This is a genomic window from Eubacterium ramulus (assembly GCF_003122485.1).
In the GTDB taxonomy this organism is placed as follows: domain Bacteria; phylum Bacillota; class Clostridia; order Lachnospirales; family Lachnospiraceae; genus Eubacterium_I; species Eubacterium_I ramulus_A.
In genome coordinates, this window is record NZ_JRFU01000165.1 from 1 (window position 1) to 2419 (window position 2419).

At 33.7% G+C, this 2419-nt stretch carries 4 protein-coding genes; 2 read left to right on the forward strand and 2 right to left on the reverse strand.

The genetic code is table 11. From position 1 onward, the window contains the following. Positions 1-27: 27 nt before the first annotated feature. On the reverse strand, positions 28-882 hold the full coding sequence (locus LG34_RS14000) for a tyrosine-type recombinase/integrase (RefSeq protein ID WP_109216614.1): 855 nt from the start codon (positions 880-882) through the stop codon (positions 28-30). Next, positions 882-1709 carry a helix-turn-helix domain-containing protein gene (locus LG34_RS14005; RefSeq protein WP_109216615.1) on the reverse strand — a complete coding sequence of 276 codons (828 nt, stop codon included), beginning with the start codon at positions 1707-1709 and terminating at the stop codon, positions 882-884. Before LG34_RS14005 ends, LG34_RS14000 begins: the two co-directional genes overlap by 1 nt. A 126-nt stretch (positions 1710-1835) precedes the next feature. On the opposite strand from LG34_RS14005, the gene LG34_RS14010 reads away from it, so the two are divergent. Next, positions 1836-2018 (forward strand): hypothetical protein, encoded by a 183-nt coding sequence (locus LG34_RS14010; RefSeq protein ID WP_109216616.1) that lies wholly within the window; start codon positions 1836-1838, stop codon positions 2016-2018. A gap of 12 nt (positions 2019-2030) precedes the next feature. Next, positions 2031-2249, forward strand: coding sequence for a hypothetical protein (locus LG34_RS14015; protein ID WP_109216617.1), 219 nt, complete (start codon positions 2031-2033; stop codon positions 2247-2249). Positions 2250-2419 lie beyond the last annotated feature (170 nt).

Consider the following 2419-nt stretch of genomic DNA (forward strand, 5'->3'; position numbering starts at 1 on the left):
GTGGCTCTCAAAGTCCGGACAGGTGGCTCAAAGAGCCCCGGAATAATCACGATAGCCAAAATGTTCGCCCTCTGGTGTGCTTATGAGGTATTCACAATCGTTTTTGTTGTACCAATATTCAAAGAATGGCAGAACCTTTTTATTAATCGGTACTTTTCTGATTCCTGCATCTGTCTTAGATGCCGTTACATCAAACCAACGTTCTTTTATATTAACGTTTTCTTTCTTTAAATCTAGCAATTCAGAGATACGAACGCCGCTATAGATCAACATTAAGACCACGTTAATATAAATATTACCGTCTTTCTGATTCCATAATGTCGAAATCTCCTGTTTGCTAAATCGTGTCCGGTTGTAGGCGTTTGGATTACCTGCTTTTTTTATATCGAGATATTGTACTTTGTTTCGGTCTGGCGGTATTATGTCATGTATCACAGCATATTTAAACACGAGACCTAGCATAGACTTTAATTTCCGCAAAGTTGGTGTATTCTTGCCGGAAACATCTACCAGATACTGCAAATCATCTAGTGTTATATCTACAAAACGTTTTCTTGTAATTGGTTCACATAACTTATATGATGCTTTATACCCTTTTATATTGCTGTCTGATATAGTCGGAAAATGTTCGTCCGACCAACGATTATATATTTCTGCAAACGTGATTTTTGACGTTTCAAGGTCAAATGGCGATTTGTTATATTCTGCCAGGGCAACCATAGCATCATTCTTAGTCGCATAATAACCGACAGTTTTTCTTTTCTGTTTCCATTTCCCGGCATCTTTATCAAGTTGCCATCCCTCAGTCACAATAGCACGATAGGGACAGCGGCGTTTACCAGATGACTTATAAACAGAACCGTAACCGTTAGGTAGTTTCATTAATTATCACTCCCTTTCTTGGTTTCGCCATAAAGCATATTCTTGGTTTCTATTGTATGTTGTAAAATTTCATTGTTAAATGTGCAAGATTTTTGAAAATCAAGTATGGCCTCTTTATCGAAATTGGATTCATACAATTTGCGAATAAGTTTTTCATCTTCATTAGTTAATCTTGAATAAGTGTCAATACGGCTTTGTAATTCTGCTTCTGTTGGTATAGGTTTTCCATAATATTTGTATTTTTCTTGGTTTGGCTCTATGATTTTTTCATAGATTGAAACCATACCAGAGGATATCATTTGTAAAAACCAAGCCTGTATATTTTCAACAGGTATACTAATACCATTAAGACAGTTATCCTTTAAATCAATGCCATATTCGTTAAATCTGCCTACATATTTAAAATTGCCAAAGAAATAATAATACATATATTGCATCAATGTTTTGGTTTTATCATGTTCAAACAAAAAGTTTATTAATTCGATATAATTTTGTTGTTTTTGAAAATTATTTTTTTCTGCATGTACTTTTTTTAGTTCGTTAATAGTGACATCATTTAAACCTGTTTCTTTTGAAATAAAGTCGTTATCAATTTGAGTTAAATCACTTCTACCAAGTAGATAGTCAATACTTACATTATACAAATCTGCCAGTTTTGACGCATATTCAAGAGTTGGGAAATTTCGTCCTTGTTCGTAGTTCTGATAGGTTTTTAAAGCACAATTTATACTGTCTGCTACTTGTGTCTGGTTAAATCCAGATTCTTTTCTCAAAGCCGTTATTTTGTTTTTACTATACCAAATAGGAATATCTATGCTTTTTCTCATATAAAACTCCTCACAAAAGAGCAAATATTAGGAATGGAAATGCTCTATTTTTATTGCTATTATAAACATACAACGAACGTTCGTCAAGAAAATTATTGTTATTGCAATTAGAAAGTGAGTAAAACTATGAAAAATATTGATTTAAGAACATATGCAAAAGATAAAAAAGTAAATTTATGGCAAGTGTCGGAGTCTTTGGGATATGCACACGAAACAGCGTTTTCAAGACTTTTAAGACATGAACTTCCAGAGAATAAGAAACAGCAGATTTACAAAATCATTGATGAATTAGCAGAGAGCAGCAATTAAGGCGGTGTAACAGTGGCAAAAAATGTTGATTGCGGGAATATTCCAGTAGCTGTAGCTGCTAAGGTTTTAAAAATGGATAACCAGACAGTGCGGTTATTATTACAAAATGGGCTTGTGAATTGGGGAATAGCCTACAAAAGACCGGGAAGCCGTCAGTTTAGCTACAATATATACGCAAAACAATTTTATGAAGCAACAGGGTTTCAATATTCAGAGAAAGTTGAGGTATAGCATGGCATATACAAAAGTTTCTTTAAAACCGTTACAGAAAATAGCGCAGTTAAAGCATTTAGGTAACACCAATTATGCAGATTATGAGTGCGTTGGTAATATGGTAACGTTTATTTTCCAGTGGTCCTATGTCAAGAAAAAGTACAAATTAAATGTAACCAATTTTCTCT

Coding starts and splice junctions, on each gene's coding strand:
- LG34_RS14000 (WP_109216614.1), bottom strand. CDS start 882: ATGAAACTACCTAACGGTTACGGTTCTGTTTATAAGTCATCTGGTAAA.
- LG34_RS14010 (WP_109216616.1), top strand. CDS start 1,836: ATGAAAAATATTGATTTAAGAACATATGCAAAAGATAAAAAAGTAAAT.
- LG34_RS14005 (WP_109216615.1), bottom strand. CDS start 1,709: ATGAGAAAAAGCATAGATATTCCTATTTGGTATAGTAAAAACAAAATA.